The 16,163-nt window shown below is 55.2% G+C and carries 17 protein-coding genes; 16 read left to right on the top strand and 1 reads right to left on the bottom strand.

Translation table 11 applies throughout. From position 1 onward, the window contains the following. Position 1: 1 nt before the first annotated feature. The 11 genes from flgC (at position 2) to FEM44_RS15935 (ending at position 10,301) form a co-directional block, all read left to right on the top strand. Positions 2–433: a flagellar basal body rod protein FlgC gene (flgC, locus tag FEM44_RS15885; protein ID WP_000010947.1), complete on the top strand. Its 432-nt coding sequence runs from the start codon at positions 2–4 to the stop codon at positions 431–433. Beyond that, a complete protein-coding gene (locus tag FEM44_RS15890; protein WP_135523235.1) occupies positions 433–1,146 on the top strand; it encodes a flagellar hook capping FlgD N-terminal domain-containing protein in 714 nt (237 codons plus the stop codon). Before flgC ends, FEM44_RS15890 begins: the two co-directional genes overlap by 1 nt. 279 nt (positions 1,147–1,425) lie before the next feature. Next, on the top strand, positions 1,426–2,628 hold the full coding sequence (flgE, locus tag FEM44_RS15895; protein WP_135523234.1) for a flagellar hook protein FlgE: 1,203 nt from the start codon (positions 1,426–1,428) through the stop codon (positions 2,626–2,628). Continuing rightward, the gene (locus tag FEM44_RS15900; protein WP_135523233.1) at positions 2,628–3,365 is read left to right on the top strand and encodes a flagellar basal body rod protein FlgF; all 738 of its coding nucleotides are present in this window, start codon (positions 2,628–2,630) and stop codon (positions 3,363–3,365) included. Before flgE ends, FEM44_RS15900 begins: the two co-directional genes overlap by 1 nt. 378 nt (positions 3,366–3,743) lie before the next feature. After that, positions 3,744–4,529: a flagellar basal-body rod protein FlgG gene (flgG, locus tag FEM44_RS15905; RefSeq protein ID WP_135404375.1), complete on the top strand. Its 786-nt coding sequence runs from the start codon at positions 3,744–3,746 to the stop codon at positions 4,527–4,529. Positions 4,530–4,610: 81 nt separating this feature from the next. After that, positions 4,611–5,276, top strand: a complete 666-nt coding sequence (flgH, locus tag FEM44_RS15910; protein ID WP_135523232.1) for a flagellar basal body L-ring protein FlgH — start codon at positions 4,611–4,613, stop codon at positions 5,274–5,276. 14 nt (positions 5,277–5,290) lie between these two features. Then, a complete protein-coding gene (locus FEM44_RS15915; protein WP_059224973.1) occupies positions 5,291–6,391 on the top strand; it encodes a flagellar basal body P-ring protein FlgI in 1,101 nt (366 codons plus the stop codon). Beyond that, a complete protein-coding gene (locus FEM44_RS15920) occupies positions 6,391–6,690 on the top strand; it encodes a rod-binding protein (protein ID WP_135523231.1) in 300 nt (99 codons plus the stop codon). Before FEM44_RS15915 ends, FEM44_RS15920 begins: the two co-directional genes overlap by 1 nt. Before the next feature lie 296 nt (positions 6,691–6,986). After that, positions 6,987–8,363 (top strand): flagellar hook-associated protein FlgK, encoded by a 1,377-nt coding sequence (gene flgK, locus FEM44_RS15925; RefSeq protein ID WP_135523230.1) that lies wholly within the window; start codon positions 6,987–6,989, stop codon positions 8,361–8,363. 14 nt (positions 8,364–8,377) lie between these two features. After that, positions 8,378–9,307 (top strand): flagellar hook-associated protein FlgL, encoded by a 930-nt coding sequence (gene flgL, locus FEM44_RS15930; RefSeq protein ID WP_135523229.1) that lies wholly within the window; start codon positions 8,378–8,380, stop codon positions 9,305–9,307. A gap of 16 nt (positions 9,308–9,323) precedes the next feature. Beyond that, complete coding sequence (locus FEM44_RS15935; RefSeq protein WP_135523228.1) at positions 9,324–10,301, top strand: flagellar hook-associated protein; 978 nt, start codon at positions 9,324–9,326, stop codon at positions 10,299–10,301. A 58-nt stretch (positions 10,302–10,359) separates the two neighbouring features. Here FEM44_RS15935 and FEM44_RS15940 read toward each other — a convergent pair whose 3' ends face one another. Further along, on the bottom strand, positions 10,360–11,202 hold the full coding sequence (locus tag FEM44_RS15940; protein ID WP_135523227.1) for a transcriptional regulator: 843 nt from the start codon (positions 11,200–11,202) through the stop codon (positions 10,360–10,362). A 486-nt stretch (positions 11,203–11,688) separates the two neighbouring features. On the opposite strand from FEM44_RS15940, the gene lafA reads away from it, so the two are divergent. From lafA to FEM44_RS15970, 5 genes are all read left to right on the top strand, one after another. Then, positions 11,689–12,603, top strand: a complete 915-nt coding sequence (gene lafA / locus FEM44_RS15945; RefSeq protein ID WP_038355499.1) for a lateral flagellin LafA — start codon at positions 11,689–11,691, stop codon at positions 12,601–12,603. Positions 12,604–13,052: 449 nt separating this feature from the next. Beyond that, on the top strand, positions 13,053–14,369 hold the full coding sequence (fliD, locus tag FEM44_RS15955; RefSeq protein ID WP_135523226.1) for a flagellar filament capping protein FliD: 1,317 nt from the start codon (positions 13,053–13,055) through the stop codon (positions 14,367–14,369). Between the two features lie 22 nt (positions 14,370–14,391). Further along, the gene (gene fliS, locus FEM44_RS15960; protein WP_040100479.1) at positions 14,392–14,784 is read left to right on the top strand and encodes a flagellar export chaperone FliS; all 393 of its coding nucleotides are present in this window, start codon (positions 14,392–14,394) and stop codon (positions 14,782–14,784) included. Positions 14,785–14,788: 4 nt separating this feature from the next. Continuing rightward, entirely contained in the window at positions 14,789–15,100 is a 312-nt protein-coding gene (locus tag FEM44_RS15965; protein WP_135523225.1) for a flagellar protein FliT, read from the top strand. Next, on the top strand, positions 15,097–16,158 hold the full coding sequence (locus FEM44_RS15970) for a flagellar hook-length control protein FliK (RefSeq protein WP_135523224.1): 1,062 nt from the start codon (positions 15,097–15,099) through the stop codon (positions 16,156–16,158). The genes FEM44_RS15965 and FEM44_RS15970 overlap by 4 nt, the downstream gene beginning before the upstream one ends. Positions 16,159–16,163: the final 5 nt, after the last annotated feature.

Genomic DNA, 16,163 nt, shown 5'->3' on the forward strand with positions numbered 1-16,163 from the left:
CATGTCATTTACTGATATCTATCAGATTTCCGGCTCGGCGATGACGGCGCAAACGCTGCGTCTGAATACCGTCGCCAGTAACCTGGCGAATGCCAATGCGCCCGCCAGCAGCGAGGCGCAGGCGTATAAAGCGCGTAGCCCGGTGTTTGCCGCGGTGTATCACCACAGTTTGCTGGCGGGAACGCATCGTCATGCCATTGACGGCGCCAGCGTGCAGGTGCAGGACGTGCTGCAAACCGGCGGGGCGCTGAAACGCTATGAACCGCATTCGCCGCTGGCGGATGCCAACGGCGATGTCTGGTATCCCGACGTCAACGTGGTGGAACAGATGGCGGACATGATGTCGGCATCACGCGATTTCGAAACCAACGTCGATGTGCTCAACAACGTGAAAAGTATGCAGCAAAGCCTGCTGAAACTGGGAGAAGCCTGATGAATACCCTGGCGCTGAATGCGCAATCGCCGCAGCCGACCGCCACGGCGGAAAGCAATAACGTGGCGGCCAGCGACACGACAAGCAGCAGCGATAGCTCGCCCGTCGATACTTTTCTGACGCTGTTTGTCGCGGAGATCCAAAACCAGGACCCGACTGACCCGACCGACGCCACCGAATATATCGACCAGCTTTCGTCGATGGCGCAGGTGGCGATGATGGAAGAGATGAGCGTGCAGGCCAACACCAATGCGGTGCTGATGAGCAACATTCAGGTGATGGCGCTCGGCAACCTGGTGGGCGACGACATTATGGTACAGACCACCGCTTTGCAGGTGAGCGATCAGACCATTAACGGTCGCGCCACACTGGACGACGCCTGTACCACCGCCGATCTCCACTTTACCGATGCCGCAGGTGATGACTACACGGTGTCGCTAATCCCGGAAGGGAGTTCGTCCGTCGGGCCAGGGCAGGTGGATTTCTCGATTAATCCGGCTGATTACGGCATCCCGCCTGGCGATTACGACGTCTCGGTGGTGACCAACACCGGGGAAGAAGAGGTGCCGATTGAAGTCTCCGGCGAAGTGGAAGATGTGCGCATCCCGCTCGACGGTAGCTCTCCGGTGCTCAACGTTGCAGGCGTGGGCGAAGTGCCGTTCACCATGATTAGCCAGTTTGGCGTACCCGATACCGACAGTGATGTGGCGTGATGACCGGTGCCAAATTGCCTGATGCGCTTCGCTTATCAGGCCTACATGAAACTGCAATGTATTGAATCTGCATGGTTTTGTAGGCCGGATAAGGCGTTCACGCCGCATCCGGCGTTCGGTGCAAGATGCCTGATGCGACGCTTAACGCGTCTTATCAGGCCTACGAGTTCGCGCATATTTTTATGTTTGCACCCGTTCGTAGGCCGGATAAGGCGTTCACGCCGCATCCGGCAAAACAACGAGCACGCTGCCAAAAATTTGAATTAACAGGACGAAACAATGAGTTATGAAATTGCCGCAACGGGGCTGAATGCCGTTAACGAACAGCTGGACGGGATCAGTAACAACATCGCCAACGCCGGAACGGTGGGCTATAAGTCGATGACCACTCAGTTTTCAGCCATGTATGCCGGAAGCCAGGCGATGGGCGTCAGCGTGGCAGGCACCGCGCAGAGTATTTCGCGCGGCGGTTCGCTGGTGTCGACAGGCAACGCGCTGGATCTGGCGATTAACGACGATGGCTTTTTTGTTACCTGCGACAGCGCGGGCAACATTTCTTATACTCGCGCCGGATCGTTTGAAACCGACAAAAACGGCTATATCGTTAACGCCTCAGGCGCTTATTTGCAGGGCTATCCGGTCGATGACAGCGGCACCCTGCAAACCGGTACAGTCACCGATATCCAGATCAAAACCGGCAATATTCCGGCGCAGGCCAGCAGCAGCCTGACCTTTACCGCCAACTTCAACGCCAGCGACGTGGCTATCGATCGCACCACCGTACCGTTCGACCCGACCAACAGCAGCTCGTATACCGACAGCTACACCACCACGGTATATGACTCGTTAGGCAACGAACACTCGGTATGCCAGTACTTCACCAAAACCAGCGACAACACCTGGGAAGTGCAGTACACCTTCGACGGTCAGCAGCAGACCGGCGTTCCGGCGACGACATTAACCTTCGACCCGAACACCGGGAAGCTGACTTCACCAACCACGCCGCAGACCATTGAGTTTCAGACTGACGCCGCCGCGCCCATTGATTTAACCGTCGATTACTCCACCTGTACGCAATACGGCTCGGACTTCTCAGTCACCACCAACTCCGCCAACGGCTACGCCTCCGCAACGCAAAACGGTGTCCAGGTTGATGGCGATGGCAAAGTTTACGCCACTTACAGCAACGGCGAGCGGATGTTGCAGGGGCAGGTGGTGCTGGCAACGTTCCCCAACGATGACGGCCTGCAAGCGGTGAGCGGCACCGCGTGGGTACAAACCGGGGAATCGGGTACGCCGCTGATTGGCGTTCCCGGCTCCGGCACCTGCGGCACGCTCACGTCAGGTGCGCTTGAAAGCTCTAACGTCGATATCACCAGCGAGCTGGTCAACCTGATGACTGCCCAGCGTAACTATCAGGCCAACACCAAAGTCATCGCCACCAGCACGCAGCTCGATGACGCGCTGTTCCAGGCAATGTAATGGACCGCCTGATTTATACCGCCCTGAGCGGGGCTTCTCAGACTTTGTACGAGCAGCAAATTAGCGCCAACAACCTGGCGAACGTCAACACCAACGGTTTTCGTGCTGATATGGCGATGGCGACCAACGACAAGGTGAAAGGCGGCGGCTTCGACACGCGCTATATGGCGCAGGAAGGGGCCAGCGGCGTGAATGACAGCACCGGCGTGGCGGAGAAAACCGAACGCCCGCTGGACGTGGCGATTCAGGGCGCGGGTTACATTGCGGTGCAGGATAAAAACGGCAACGAAGTCTATACCCGCAACGGCAACATTCAGCAGGACGACCAGGGGCAACTGACCATCGACGGCAATCTGGTGCTGGGGGATAACGGGCCGATCATTCTGCCGCCGAACGCCATCGCCTCGTTTGGCAGCGACGGCACGCTGTCGGTGACGCCCGATGACGGCGACGTGACCGCGACGATGGATATCGACCGCCTGAAGCTGGTGGATATTCCGGTTTCTGACCTGGCGAAAAACGGCGAAGGGATGCTGGTGACTGCCGATGGCGTTCCGGCCCAGCGCGATGAAAACATCAAAGTCAGCGGCGGTTTTCTCGAAGGCAGCAATGTCTCGGCGGTGAGCGAAATGATGTCGTCCATCGCCATGAACCGCCAGTTTGAAGCGCAGATCAAAATGATGAAAACCGCCGAAGATATCAGCGACGCGGGCAACCGCTTATTGCGCGGCTCGTAACCGTACATCGTAGGCCGGATAAGGCGTTCACGCCGCATCCGGCAGTTGTGCGGCGGTGCCTGATGCGACGCTTTGCGTCTTATCAGGCCTACAAGTCTGTGCCCAAACCGTAGGCCGGATAAGGCATTCATGCCGCATCCGGCAGTTATGCGGCGGTGCCTGATGCGACGCTTTGCGTCTTATCAGGCCTACAAGCTTGTGCCCAAATCGTAGGCCGGATAAGGCGCTCACGCCGCATCCGGCAGTTATGCGGTGGTGCCTGATGCGACGCTTTGCGTCTTATCAGGCCTACAAGTCTGTGCCCAAACCGTAGGCCGGATAAGGCGTTCACGCCGCATCCGGCAATCGGCGGCAAAAAACAACACGGAATTTACCACCATGAACGCAGCACTATGGATTAGCAAAACTGGCCTCTCGGCGCAGGATGCTGAAATGAGCGCGATTGCCAACAACATCGCCAACGTTAACACCACCGGCTTCAAGCGCGACCGGGTGATGTTTCAGGATCTGTTCTACCAGACCCAGGAAGCGCCGGGCGCGATGCTCGACCAGAACAATATCATGCCAACCGGGCTGCAATTCGGTAGCGGCGTGCGCATTGTCGGTACGCAGAAAACCTTTACCGAAGGCAACGTCGAAACCACCGACAACGCGATGAATGTCGCCATTATGGGGCAGGGATTTTTGCAGGTGCAAAAGGCTAATGGCGATATCGCCTATACCCGCGACGGCAATTTGCAGGTGAACGCCGACGGCGTGCTGACCAACTCGCAGGGCTTGCCATTACAGCCGGAAATCGACGTTCCGGCGGGGGCGACCAGCGTCGCGTTTGGTGAAGATGGCACGGTGACGGCGATCTTACCCGGCGACAGCGATGTGACCGAGTTAGGGCAACTGACGCTGGTGAACTTCGCTAACCCGGCAGGGCTTTCTGCCGAAGGGGACAACCTTTATCTGGAAACCGCCGCCAGCGGTCAGCCGACCGAAGGTGTACCGGGCGAAGATGGGCTTGGCACCTTACAGGACAACGCGCTGGAAGGCTCGAACGTGGATATCGTTAACGAAATGGTAGCGATGATTACGGTGCAACGCGCGTACGAGATGAACGCCAAAATGGTGTCGGCAGCGGACGATATGTTGCAGTACATCAGCCAGACGCTGTAAGGCGAAATGTCGGATGCGACGCTGACGCGTCTTATCCGACCTACAAGAGCACATAACTCACTGTATTTAAACAGGTAGAACGTGAAAAATTATCTCTGGCTGGTGGCGCTGCTTCCCCTGCTTAACGGGTGTGAATCGCAGGCCATTCTGGTCAAAAAAGACGACGCATACTTTGCGCCACCGAAAACCGAAGCGCCGCCTCCGGCAGACGGCCGTGCCGGGGGCGTGTTTGAAACCGGCTACAACTGGTCGCTCACCGCCGACCGACGAGCTTACCGCGTGGGCGATATCCTGACGGTGATCCTCGAAGAATCGACCCAGTCGAGCAAACAGGCGAAAACCAACTTCGGCAAAAGCAACAGCGTCGATATCACCGCGCCAACGGTATTCGGTCACACTAAAAATAATCTTTCCGGTTCCATCGACGCCAACCGCGACTTTGACGGCAGCGCCACCTCCCAGCAGCAGAATAGCCTGCGCGGGGAGATTACCGTTTCCGTCCATGCGGTGCAGCCCAACGGCATTCTGGAAATTCGCGGCGAGAAATGGCTCACCCTCAACCAGGGCGATGAGTACATCCGTTTAAGCGGCCTGGTACGCGCCGATGATATCCAGAACGACAACTCGGTCTCCTCCCAGCGGATCGCCGACGCCCGCATCTCCTATGCCGGACGCGGCGCGTTAAGCGACGCCAACGCCGCAGGCTGGCTGACGCGGTTGTTTAACCATCCTCTGTTCCCGATTTAATGCCGGAGAGTGCAATGCAAAACTGGATAAAAACGGTGGTGGTAGCCGTAAGCCTGGCGCTGCCCGGCGTGGCGCTGGCGCAATCGCTGGAGTCGTTGGTTAACGTGCAGGGCGTGCGCGAAAACCAACTGGTCGGCTACAGCCTGGTGGTCGGCCTTGACGGCACTGGCGATAAAAACCAGGTCAAATTCACCAACCAGACCATCACCAATATGCTGCGCCAGTTTGGCGTGCAGCTGCCGAATAAAATCGACCCGAAGGTGAAAAACGTCGCCGCGGTGGCGGTGAGCGCCACGCTGCCGCCGATGTACTCGCGCGGGCAGACCATTGATGTCACCGTTTCGTCGATTGGCGATGCCAAAAGTATTCGCGGCGGTACTTTGTTGTTGACCCAGTTGCACGGTGCAGATGGCGAAGTTTATGCCCTGGCGCAGGGTAGCGTGGTGGTGGGCGGGATGAATGCCACCGGGGCCAGCGGTTCCAGCGTAACGGTTAATACGCCAACCGCCGGGTTAATTCCCAACGGCGCGACGGTGGAGCGCGAGATCCCCAGCGACTTTCAGATGGGCGACACCATCACCCTCAACCTGAAACGCCCGTCATTTAAGGATGCCAACAACATTGCGGCAGCGATCAACGCCTCGTTTGGTGGTATTGCCACCGCGCAGAGTTCCACCAACGTTACCGTGCGCGCGCCCACCAGTCCCGGCGCGCGGGTGGCGTTTATGTCGCAACTGGACGATGTGCAGGTGCAGGCGGAGAAAATCCGCGCCCGCGTGGTGTTTAACTCGCGCACCGGCACGGTGGTGATGGGCGACGGTATCGCGCTGCACGCGGCGGCAGTGTCGCACGGCAGTTTGACCGTCTCGATTAACGAAACCAGCAACGTCAGCCAGCCGAATGCCTTTGCGGGCGGGCGCACGGCGGTAACGCCGCAGAGCAATATCGCGGTGAATCATGCGCGCCCTGGCGTGGTGAGTTTGCCGGAGTCGAGCAGCCTGAAAACGCTGGTGAATGCACTAAACAGCTTAGGCGCGACGCCGGATGACATTATGTCGATTTTGCAGGCGCTGCATGAGGCGGGCGCGCTGGATGCCGACCTGGAGGTGATCTGATGAAAGTGAATGGCAGCGGTGGGATTGACGGCAGCGACGCGTTAATGGGGCCGAAAGTTCAGGCCAATGATATCAAGCAGGCCGCCGAACAGTTTGAGGCGATTTTTTTACGCAACATGCTGAAAGAGATGCGTAAAACCAACGAGTTGTTTGATTCGAAAGATAACCCATTTAACAGCGATTCGGTGCGCATGATGCAGGGGTTTTATGACGATGAGTTGTGTAACACGCTGGCGCAGCAGCACGGGATTGGGATCGCGGCGATGATTGTGAAGCAGTTGTCGCCCAGGCATAAATGAGGCCCCGACGTTCGGTGCCTGATGCGACGCTGACGCGTCTTATCAGGCCTACGAGTCCGCACATATTTTTATGCTTGCGCCCGTATGTAGGCCGGATAAGGCGTTCACGCCGCATCCGGCGTTCGGTGCCTGATGCGACGCTGTCGCGTCTTATCAGGCCTACGAGTTCGCACATATTTTTATGTTTGCGCCCGTATGTACGCCGCATCCGGCGTTTGGCACCCGGTTTACGGAACTTAAGAATCCACAACCTAACGCCGCTTTTAACCGGCACGATTTACCGGTAAGGATCCAACATGGACATGATTAACATTGGCTACTGCGGCGCCTCAACCGCGCAGGTGGAGCTGAACGTCACGGCGCAAAACACCGCTAACGCCATGACCACAGGCTATACCCGTCAGGTGGCGGAGATCAGCACCATCGGTGCCAGCGGTGGTTCGCCGAACAGCGCCGGTAACGGCGTACAGGTGGACAGCATTCGCCGCGTCTCTAACCAGTATCAGGTGAATCAGGTGTGGTATGCCGCCAGCGATTACGGCTATTACAGCACCCAGCAGGGGTATCTTAGCCAACTGGAAGCCGTATTGAGCGACGATAACAGCAGCCTGAGCGGCGGCTTCGATAACTTTTTCGCCGCCCTTAACGAAGCGACCACCAGCCCCGATGATTCTGCCCTGCGCGAGCAGGTGATCAGCGAAGCCGGGGCGCTGTCGTTGCGTATTGATAACACGCTGGATTACGTCGACTCGCAAAGCACGGAAATCATCAGCCAGCAGCAGGCGATGGTGTCGCAAATCAATACGCTCACCAGCGGCATCGCCAGCTATAACCAGCAAATCGCCCAGGCCGAAGCCAACGGCGATAACGCCTCCGCGCTGTACGACGCCCGTGACCAGATGGTGGAAGAACTCAGCGGAATGATGGATGTGCAGGTCAATATCGATGACCAGGGCAACTACAACGTCACCCTGCAAAACGGTCAGCCGCTGGTAAGCGGGCAGCAAAGCTCAACCATCGCGCTGGAAACCAATGCCGATGGCACGCCGACTATGTCGCTGACCTTCGCCGGAACCACCTCGACGATGACCACCGACACCGGCGGTTCTTTAGGCGCACTGTTTGATTATCAAAACGATGTGCTGACGCCGCTGACCGACACTATCAACAGCATGGCGTCACAGTTTGCCGATGCGGTCAATAACCAACTGGCACAGGGCTACGATCTCAACGGTAACCCCGGCGAGCCGCTGTTTATTTACGATGCCAGCAATGCCGATGGCCCGCTGACCGTGAACCCGGATATCACCGCCGACGAGCTGGCGTTTTCCAGTTCACCGGACGAAAGCGGTAACAGCGATAACCTCCAGGCGCTGATCAATATCTCCAGCGAACCGCTGGAAATCGACAACCTTGGCAGCGTGACGGTAGGGCAGGCGTGCTCGTCAATCATCAGCAATATCGGCATTTACAGTCAGCAAAATCAGACCGAAGTGACCGCCGCGTCCAATGTCTATTCCGCAGCGCAAAACCAGCAGAGTAGCGTCAGCGGCGTCAGCATGGACGAAGAAGCGGTGAACCTGATCACCTATCAACAAATTTATGAAGCCAATCTGAAAGTCATTTCCGCCGGGGCCGAGATTTTCGATTCGGTGCTGGAAATGTGCAGCTAAGCGGGAGCGCGAAAATGCGAGTAACTACCCAACAAACCTACGTCTCGATGACGCAAAGTTTTAATAATCTCTCCGGCGACCTGGCGCATGTGGTCGAGCAAATGGCAACCGGCAAGCAGATTTTGCAGCCGTCGGACGACCCAATCGCCGCCACGCGCATCACGCAGTTAAACCGCCAGCAGTCAGCGATTGAGCAGTATCAGAGCAATATCGACTCCGCGTCGGCGGGCTTAAGCCAGCAGGAGTCGATTCTCGATGGCGTCAACAACAGCCTGCTGGCGGTACGCGACGACTTGCTGGAAGCGGCGAATGGCACCAATACCGCCGACTCGCTCGCAAGCCTCGGGCAGGATATTGAGTCGCTCACCGAATCAATGGTCGCGGCGCTGAACTATCAGGACGAAGACGGGCATTACGTGTTTGGCGGCACTATCAACGATCAGCCGCCGATTGTGGCTGTGGACGATGATGGCGACGGCGTGACCGACAGCTACAGCTATCAGGGTAACAGCGACCACCGCCAGACTACCGTGTCGAACGGCGTGGAAGTGGATACCAACGAGGCGGCGAGTGATTTCTTCGGCAGCAATTTAGACGTGCTCAACACGCTGAACTCCCTGTCGCAGGAGCTGCAAAACCCGGACGTTGACCCGGCAGATCCGCAGGTGCAGAGCGATATTCAGAATGCCGTGGATGTGGTGGACACCGCCTCGAACGACCTCAACGCCTCCATTGCGTCGCTTGGCGAGACGCAGAACACCATGTCGATGTTGAGCGATGCGCAGACGGATATCTCTACTTCGAATGATGAGTTGATTGGCTCTTTACAGGATCTCGATTACGGCCCGGCGTCGATCACCTTTACCGGACTGGAAGTGGCAATGGAAGCTACCCTCAAGACTTACTCGAAAGTGAGTGAGTTGAATTTGTTCAGCGTTCTCTAACTCTTTCAGGAACAGTATGCAGGTCGGACTTACATCTTCATCACTCGCCACCGGTGGGGCGCATAGCTCTGCGGTATCGTCGTCAACCGTTGCGCCCACTCAGGCGGTGCGGCAAAAGCTCCCGGCGACGGCGAGTGAATATCCGGCCTCGCCGCTGATTACCACTCGCCCGCAGCGTTACAGCGTGCAGCTTAACGATCAGCTCACCACGTTGCAGCAGGCGGATCACTATCTCGGGCAACTGGAGCAGCAGTTGCTCGATTATCGTCATAGCCAGCGTAAGGGTGGGCAGGCGCAGAGTACGGCGCTGATGCAGATGCTGGACAAACGCACCGCACTTTCCGGCGGTACGGTGGACCGCCAGTTACAGCCGGTGTTGCTGGGGGAAACGCGGGTGACCTTTCACTCGCCGGATCTGGCTAATCTCGTACACAACCCCACGCCGGGAACGCGCATGTTCAGCGTCTCTGACGGGCGGCAGACCCAGCTTTCGGCGGTGATGCTGTCAGAGGATGACAGCGCCGGGCAGTATCAGACACGGCTGACCAACGCTCTGCGCCGCGTGGGTGTGCAGATGCATCAGCAAGCGGACGGCATCAGTTTCTCCACGACCGAAAAACAGTGGCTCAACATTGAAAGCACCTTAAGCGTGCGCACCGATGGCGATAAATCGGCGTTTATGCCGCTGAAAACTTTTGCCGAACCCTCTGAGGCCGAGCGTTTAACGCAAAGCCTGCAACAGGGTGGAGCGGGGATTTCTCGCATGTTAGAAAACATTAATCAGCAGCGCGCGCAGATGGCGGTGCAGCAGGAAAAAGCACGGCAGTTAATTGATGGGATGTCCCGTTTCCCCGATGCAGAGAATGCGGTACGGGCATCGGAAAACCTTGGCGGTGCGCTGGACAGCGCCAATCATAATTATCAGGTGTTATTACAGGCGGTGAATGGTCAGGCACGAATTTCCAGCCAGACGGTGAGGAATTTATTGGGGTAATTATCTGTAGGCCGGATAAGACGCGTTTAGCGTCGCATCCGGCATATATTGGCACTCATCAGCATTTCTGAACAGTATTTAACAACTTCTCTAAATTCTGATACATCGTGCGATTAATATCGCTATTCTGCCAGCTTTCCACATTAAAGGTTAATTGCCAGCTACCGTTGCACTGGTTGCGCAGAACAATATCACTCTCCAGTCGGTTACGAACATATTTATAATAAGTTGTCATGGTCATATTATGCGCTGACAATAAATTATCGAGTTTGTCTTTTCCTGGTGCGAGGGTTTGTGACAGTAACGGTGCGGAATTATTTTCTTTTCCAGAAGTTAGATGAAATATTTTTATTCTTGGACTATTAACGGATTCTTTTACCAGTTGCGGAGCGTCAGGTGTGCTTTTCATGTGAGAGTAACCCACGGTCGAGCCAATAAATATAACAGCTGCGGCCAACGCTAACTCCATCAGTCCTTTATGTTTTTTTCTACCAGGTAAAGGCGGTGTTGTCGAAGATATTTCTTCTGGCACAGTTTCCTGTATCTGGTCGGTAATAATCTGCGCTTCCGCAGGCGATGACTCCGGTAAAGACACATACTCTTTATTGCACAGATAACCTTTTTTAGGAATGGTTTTAATAATGTTCTGTTGTTTGCCATCATCGTCGATAGCAACGCGCAGAGCGTGGATCGCCGTCGGCAGGCTGTTACCGCCGACAATACGGTTCTTCCATACTTCGGCACATAAATAAGATCGCGATAAAACCGCATCGGCATTTTTTGCTAATGTTTCCAGCAAAATAAAATGATATTCGCCGAGACGACGTGTTTCACCCGTTTCGCAATGTATTAAGGCATTAAGCGACGGGTCCATCCGCCAGTTGTTGATAATAATACTCATGGTTGAGTTTACCTTAGCAAGGGATAAATGTTTCCTGATAGTCCGCTGCATTAAGCAGAGTCTTATACATCCTTGAGAAGATGATTTTACTGCGTGATAATTAATAATTTAATGGTGATAGGATTATTCTTAATCTCTATATGGCGTGAGAATGTAACGAAATGGATGGCGAGTCACAATAGTAAAATGTGTGTTATTTGCAACGCAATGTAAATTTTGGCATCAGTTCGTTGGGTAATAATCAATTTTTCTGATGGTAATCTGAGTGATAACAAGCAGTTGAGGCTGACATGTTTTGTCACCTGGCCATGTGGCATATATTGCTAATAATCTTTTTATCTGAATTTTGATTCTGTTTTTTTTAGCTAAAAGTGGCATCCGATAAAAGAGACTGAAAATTTTTTTATAGTCATTTTAAGTTTGCTCGTGGGGTGTCGTTTTTACAGGGTATCGAAATGAAAACGATTAATCCCAAGGAGCAGTATCATGTTATCTATGAATACCAATAACGCATCAATGGCCGCCGTTAACGCAATCAGCAAAAGTAGCTCTTCTCTTTCTACTTCTATGGAACGCCTTGCGACTGGTAACCGTATTAACTCTTCAGCCGATGACGCAGCGGGCAAACAGATTGCTAACCGTCTGACTGCACAGTCCAGCGGTATGGGCGTGGCGCTGAGCAACATTAATGATGCCACCGCGATGCTGCAAACTGCCGACAGCATGTTTGACGAAATGTCTGATGTACTGGGTCGTATGAAAGACCTCTCCACTCAGGCTGCGAACGGCACCTACAGCGACGACGACCTGCAGGCGATGCAGGACGAATACGACGAACTGGGTCAGCAGATGTCTGACATGCTGCAAAACACCACCTACGGCGGCACCAACCTGTTCGGTGTTTCCGGCACCAGCAACACCGGTACTGACGGCTTGTTCCAGAGCGCGGTAACTTTCCAGGTGGGTGCGGAATCTTCTGATACCATGACCGTGAATATTTCAAGCCAACTGAATACGCTGGTGACGGATCTTTCTGCTATCAGCAACTCCTTTAGCGCGGATCAGGCAGACACCACAGGGACTGCTGGCGTGTCTGGCGGTACTGAACTGACCGCATCTGGCTCGGCTAACCAGATGATCACCAGCATTTCTACCGCGATGGATGATGTTTCTCAGATCCAGTCCAAGCTGGGTGCGTCTATCAACCGTCTGAACGATACCGCCAACAACCTGACCAGTATGCAGGACAACACCGAAGTCGCTATCGGTAACATCATGGATACCGACTACGCGACGGAAGCGTCCAACATGACCAAACAGCAGGTGTTGATGCAGACTGGCATCACCATGCTGAAACAGTCCAACAGCATGTCCAGCATGGTTTCCAGCCTGCTGCAGTAACGCGGATTGCCGGATGCGGCGTGAACGCCTTATCCGGCCTACAAAATATTGCAAATTCAATATATTGCAGAAACCTTGTAGGCCTGATAAGCGCAGAGCATCAGGCAGTGTTACGTTTGTCATCAGCACCGATTGCCGGATGCGGCGTGAACGCCTTATCCGGCCTACGAACGGGCACAAGCATAAAAACATGTGCGGACTCGTAGGCCTGATAAGACGCGTCAGCGTCGCATCAGGCGTTGTGCACCGATTGCCGGATGCGGCGTAAACGCCTTATCCGGCCTACGAACAACACCGCCTGCGGGCGGTGTTGTGCTTTTTGCGGCAGGCTGTTTTCCGCCAGACCGGAAATGGCCTTTCCGCCTCATTTTTCAATCTATTGATTATTCACATAAAAAATATTGGCACGCCTTTTGCCAATAACCTGACATCGTTATCCGGAGTCATCAATGATCAACCCAAGAACCATTGCCCAAGAAATTGCTTATGCCGATGTCGCCACTCAGGCGACAAATTTGCAGGAGAAGCAGAGTGAGCTGGATGCTGAAAGCAGCGGCCTGGACTCGCTCAGCTCGGCGTTGAGCGATTTCCAGAGCGCCGTCGACGCGCTGAACAGCGATACCGATGGCCCTGTGACTTTTGCCGCTTCCAGCAATAATGACTCGGCGACCGTTTCCGCTAACTCGCAGGCGCAGGCGGGAAGCTACTCATTTTTCGTTGAGCAATTGGCGCAGGGGCAGCAGACCACGTTCAGTATGGGCGACGACGCCTTTTCCGCCACCGGCACCTTCGAAATGACGATGGGCGACAGCACCATGGATATTGATCTGTCGGCGGCGGATCAGAACGGTGACGGCGACGGTTTTATCGACGCCAGCGAGCTGGTGAACGCAATTAACGACTCCGATGACAATCCAGGCGTTTCGGCGGCATTGGTGAAGACCGACGGCACCACCACGATTATGCTTACCTCGGATAGCACCGGGGCGCAGAGCGCGTTTTCGGTGAGCGTAACGGGACATGACGCCAGCAACGACAGCGCCAGCGCGCCCGTTCCCACAGATGTTTCCTCCGCCCAGGACGCGATTATTCATCTCGGCAGCGCTACCGGACCCGCCATTACCAATAGCAGCAATACGTTTGATGATGTGATCCCCGGCGTCACCATGACTTTCACCGAAGTCAGCGATTCTGACAGCGATCTCACCACCTTTAACATCAGCGAAGATTCCAGCGCCAGTCAGGAGAAAGTACAGACCTTTGTTGATGCCTATAACTCGCTGATTGATACGGTTGATTCACTGACCACCCACGGTGATGACAGTAGCAGCGCCGGGGGGTTTGCGGGCGACGCCGGACTCAGTTCACTGGCGAACCAGCTCGATGACATCGCCCACGCCAGCTACAACGGCGTGTCGATTGTGGATTATGGCATCACCCTCGATTCTCACGGCCACTTACAGATCGACTCCGACCAGTTCAACGACGAAATGGCGAAAAATCCTGACGGTCTGACGTCTATTTTCGTCGGCGATAACAGCATGGTGGCGAAGATGGATGACCTGATCGACACCTATACGGACTCCAGCAACGGCATCATCACCCTGCGCCAGCAGAACATTGACGATCAGATGAGCAAAATTCAGGACGAAGGTGATCAGCTTACCGATACCTATAACGCCAACTACGACCGTTATCTGGAGGAGTACACCAACACGCTGGTTGAGGTGTACACCATGAAAGCCAGCATGGCGGCATTTGCGTAATTCATAAGGAATATCCCTAAAGATGTATGAAGTACAGGATGGTTATTCGCAATACAAAGAGGTCGATCTCGCGGCACGTACCGCGGCGGCCTCTCCGCTTGAACTGGTGCTGGTGCTGTTCGCCGGGCTTCTCGACGAGCTGGAGCGGGCCAAAAGCCACATTGAAGGGCGGCGTTTCGAAAAGAAAGCTCAGAGCATCAACAAATGCATCGACATTCTCAACGCGCTCACTAGCTCGCTGGAGTTTGAAACCGGCGGCGAGCTGGTGGTGAATCTTTCACGTCTCTATGACCACTGCGTGTATCGCTTGTATGAGGCCAGCGGCGAGCTGTCGGCGGAGAAAATCGATGAAGTGATGCTGATTTTAAGCAACCTGCGTGAAGGCTGGGAAGGGCTTTCGGGCAAGCTGGGTTAAGACGATGGAAAAACAACGCAGGCAACTTTTCGCGCTGGTTGAGGCGATGAATGAGGCGCTGGATAAACAACGCTGGAGACGCCTTCCGGCGCTGCATCAGCAGTTGATGCGCCAGTTTCATGACTACGCGACGGCAGAAACCGATGTGGCGCAGTTGGATGCGGTGAAGGTGCAACTGTACGGCGCGTTTAATACCCTGATTAAACGGCGCGAGCAGCGCGTAGATGTGTTAAAGGCGCGCATGGAGCAGCATCAGCGACATCAGGAAGGCGTACTGGCCTACTCAATTGTTAATTTATTTTCGGAGAAGTCATGAATCCGACATTGCTTGCCACGCTCGGAACGCTTGCGGAAACGGCGTCGCTGAAAACGGACATCTTACCGCCAGTGAGCGGGGAAAACGCACCCGCGTTTACGCTGCCGAAAATGGCCGTCGCGGCGGTGGCGGAGCGCGTGCATAGCGCTAAAACCAGTCAGCAACAGGCGATGCGCCCGCAGGAGAACGATCCGGTGGCGATGCAGGCGCTAATGGCACTGTTACTTCCGCAACCTGCCGCGCCGCATCAGGACACGCCGCAGCCGCGAAACGTCGCAACATCGCCGGTTATCCAGCAATTGACGAAAGCGGTGGTGCAAAACGCGCCGCAACGCCCGACGCAACAGCAGGAACTCACGCCGTTGCCGCCGCAGTTGCAGGAACTGATCAGTCAGTTGCCGCAGGCGAAACCCGAACAGCAGGCCAGACTAGCGACTTACGCCAGTGAAGATTTACATGCCATTGCGCCGACGCAGCCGCGCGTCTCAACACAGCCAGCTCGCCCGAAACCTGAACTAACCCGTGTGACCGCGCGACCGCAGGTCGAGCGTAAAACGGAAAAAGTGCCGGACAGCGAGCCGGTTATTGCACGTGCGGTGTTGCAGGTTAAGACGCCGGAGCAGGTCAGCGAGCCTCACGAGATCGTCGCCAAACCTGTCACGCTATCGATGGATGAACTGGGCGAAAAACTGACGATCTTGCTGAAAGATCAGATCCACTTTCAGCTCAACAAACAGCAGCAGATCTCCACCATCCGCCTTGATCCTCCGTCGCTTGGCAAGCTCGAGATCGCCGTGCAACTCGACAACGGTAAACTGACAGTGCACATCGGCGCGAACCAAAGTGAGGTCTGCCGCGCGTTACAGCAGTTTAGCGACGATCTCCGACAACATCTGACGGCGCAAAATTTTATGGAGGTGAACGTACAGGTCTCCTCCGAAGGGCAGTCGCAACAGCAACAACAGTCGGGCCATCAGCAGGAAGAGGTGAGTGCAGCCTTACTTCTTGACGATGCGCCTCAATTTCAACAGAACGAATCCGTTTTGATCAAAGTGTAAAGGCA

Origin of the sequence: Escherichia sp. E4742 (assembly GCF_005843885.1) — a bacterium.
Taxonomy (GTDB): Bacteria; Pseudomonadota; Gammaproteobacteria; order Enterobacterales; family Enterobacteriaceae; genus Escherichia.